3 protein-coding genes are annotated in these 2,323 nt (G+C 72.4%); all 3 read left to right on the top strand.

Annotated features, from left to right (window positions below):
* Window positions 1–630 (top strand): energy transducer TonB (locus AX685_RS03680; protein ID WP_231738538.1); only part of this gene is annotated, 630 nt, incomplete at its 5' end.
* 59 nt (window positions 631–689) lie between these two features.
* A complete protein-coding gene (locus AX685_RS03675) occupies window positions 690–1,079 on the top strand; it encodes a hypothetical protein (protein WP_066485584.1) in 390 nt (129 codons plus the stop codon).
* Window positions 1,080–1,226: 147 nt separating this feature from the next.
* Complete coding sequence (locus tag AX685_RS03670; protein ID WP_066485581.1) at window positions 1,227–2,117, top strand: crotonase/enoyl-CoA hydratase family protein; 891 nt, start codon at window positions 1,227–1,229, stop codon at window positions 2,115–2,117.
* Window positions 2,118–2,323: the final 206 nt, after the last annotated feature.

Raw genomic sequence — 2,323 nt, 5'->3', positions numbered from 1 at the left:
ACCGAGGCGGGCGGGAGGGGCGCAGACCCCGGCAGCGTCCGCGTGACGTTCGGTGATCGCACCGCGACGGTCCGTGCCTTGCCCGATCCGCAGCACGCGGCGGGGCATGACGCTGGGCAGCGGCGCTGGCGCGTCGTCCTGGACGACACGCTGTTCGCTGGCGCGAAGGAGGGCGACACGCTGATGCTGGCTCCGGCCGAGCGGCCGGGCGCGACGGGCGCGACGGGCGCGCCGATCGTCATCACGCTGCCGACCTTTGCGGCGGCGTGGCGCGCGACGGATGCGTGCGTGGCAAAGGTGGCCGCCTTCTGGGGGCTGGACCCGGCGGAGGACGCCCGGATCGCCACGCCACCATCGCTGATCGGCGGGATCGCGGATTATTACAGTGTCCAGGATTATCCGCGCACGGCGCTGCGCGCGGGAGCGGGAGGGACGACCGGCATCCTCGTCACGATCGACGCGGCGGGCGCTGCGACGGGGTGTCGCCCGATCCTGTCGAGCGGCCGGGCGGACATCGACACCGCCAGTTGCCGCCCCGCCCGGCCGCTGCGCTTCGCCCCGGCGGTCGGCCACGATGGTGCGCCGGTCGCCAGCCATGCGCTGTTGACGGTCGCGTGGCACACTTCCTGAGGCAGGGGCGGGCATTGCAGCGCGCTTTAGGTGTCTTATATCCCTGTCACACAGCGAAGGTGAGCGACGTGGGCGGGAAGAAGGCGAAGAAGGGCAGATTGCCCAAGGAAATCCTGGGCGTGAAGCTGCCCAAGGAACTGCGCAAGGCGGGCGACGAGCTGATCGGGCAGGCCGGCGCGGCGATGGCGAGCGCCGCTGGGCGGCAGGCGATCGCGGGGGCGCTGACGGTCGCGGCGGCGGCGGCCAGCGCGGCGATCGCGCGCAAGGCGGCGGAGGGAGCGGCGCCCGCTCCGGCGCCCTCGCCCGCTGCTGCCGGGCCGGGGCCGGAAACGGGCGACGCGGCCGCGCCGCAGGGGACGCAGCGCGCGCCCGATCCGCAGGCGGTGGCCGATGCGGTGGTGCAGGCGGCCGACGCGGTGCTGGGGCGGCTGTTCGGAAAGCGGGCGTAGCGGCCGTTCGCGGCGCGCGCGATGCAGGGGCGGCGGGAAATTCGCGCCTTCGCCGGACGACGCTGTCGGCGTTGGCCGGGATCGGCGCTTGACGGGCGCCTTCCGTAAGTATTGTTATGCCGCCGCAAGCATAACGAGGAGAGGCCGGTGGCATACGAACAGATCATCTATGAGGTCGCCGACGGCGTCGCGACGATCACGCTGAACCGGCCGGAGAAGCTCAACGCCTTCACCGGCACGATGATGGCCGAGATGATCGCGGCGTTCGACGCGACCGATGCCGACGACGACGTGCGCTGCGTGATCGTGACCGGCGCGGGGCGCGCCTTCTGCGCCGGCGCGGACCTGTCGGGCGGGGGCAAGACGTTCGACTACGAAAGCCGCGGCGAGGAATCGCCGGTCGGGCCGAACGGCGAGCTGCGCTATTCCAGCGAGAGCGCGCGCGACGGCGGCGGGCGGCTGACGCTGCGCATCTTCGAAAGCGTCAAGCCGGTGATCGCGGCGATCAACGGCCCGGCGGTGGGCGTGGGCAGCACGATGACGCTGCCGATGGACATCCGGCTGGCGAGCGACACCGCGCGGATGGGCTTCGTGTTCGCGCGGCGCGGGATCGTGCCGGAAGCGGCGTCGAGCTATTTCCTGCCGCGGGTCGTCGGGATCAGCCAGGCGCTGGAATGGTGCTATTCCGGCCGGGTGTTCGACGCCGCCGAGGCGCACGCGGGCGGGCTGGTGAAGGAGGTGCTGCCCGCCGACCGGCTGCTGGCGCGCGCCAACGAACTGGCGCGCGAGATCGCCGACAACACCGCCCCGGTATCGGTGGCGCTGACGCGCGCGATGTTGTGGCGCGGGCTTGGTTATTCGCACCCGATGGACGCGCACAAGGTCGACAGCCGCGCGATCCTGTCGCGCGGGCGGTCGGGCGACGCGAAGGAGGGCGTGACCTCGTTCCTGGAGAAGCGCGCGCCGGTGTATCCCGACCGGGTGAGCCGCGACATGCCGGACTTCGTGCCGTGGTGGGAGGAACAGCGTTATTCGTGACGGCCGGGTTGCGGTCTGGAGCCACGCGAAGACGCGAAGGCGCGACGTGGAAGCGGGGTTCGCGCAGCGGCGCGGAGACGCGGAGGGGGTGTGCGGCGGGGCTGATGGCTGTTCCTGTGCCAATGTCCGTCGCCCCTGCGCAGGCGGGGGCCTTTCCGGGGCGGGCGATGCGGCTTGCCGCGGGAGATCCCGGCTTTAGCCGGGAT

It is taken from the genome of Sphingomonas sp. CCH9-F2 (assembly GCF_001556735.1).
In the GTDB taxonomy this organism is placed as follows: domain Bacteria; phylum Pseudomonadota; class Alphaproteobacteria; order Sphingomonadales; family Sphingomonadaceae; genus Sphingomonas; species Sphingomonas ginsenosidimutans.
The sequence above is the reverse complement of the archived record's forward strand: the minus strand, read 5'-3'. Positions and strand labels throughout refer to the sequence as shown.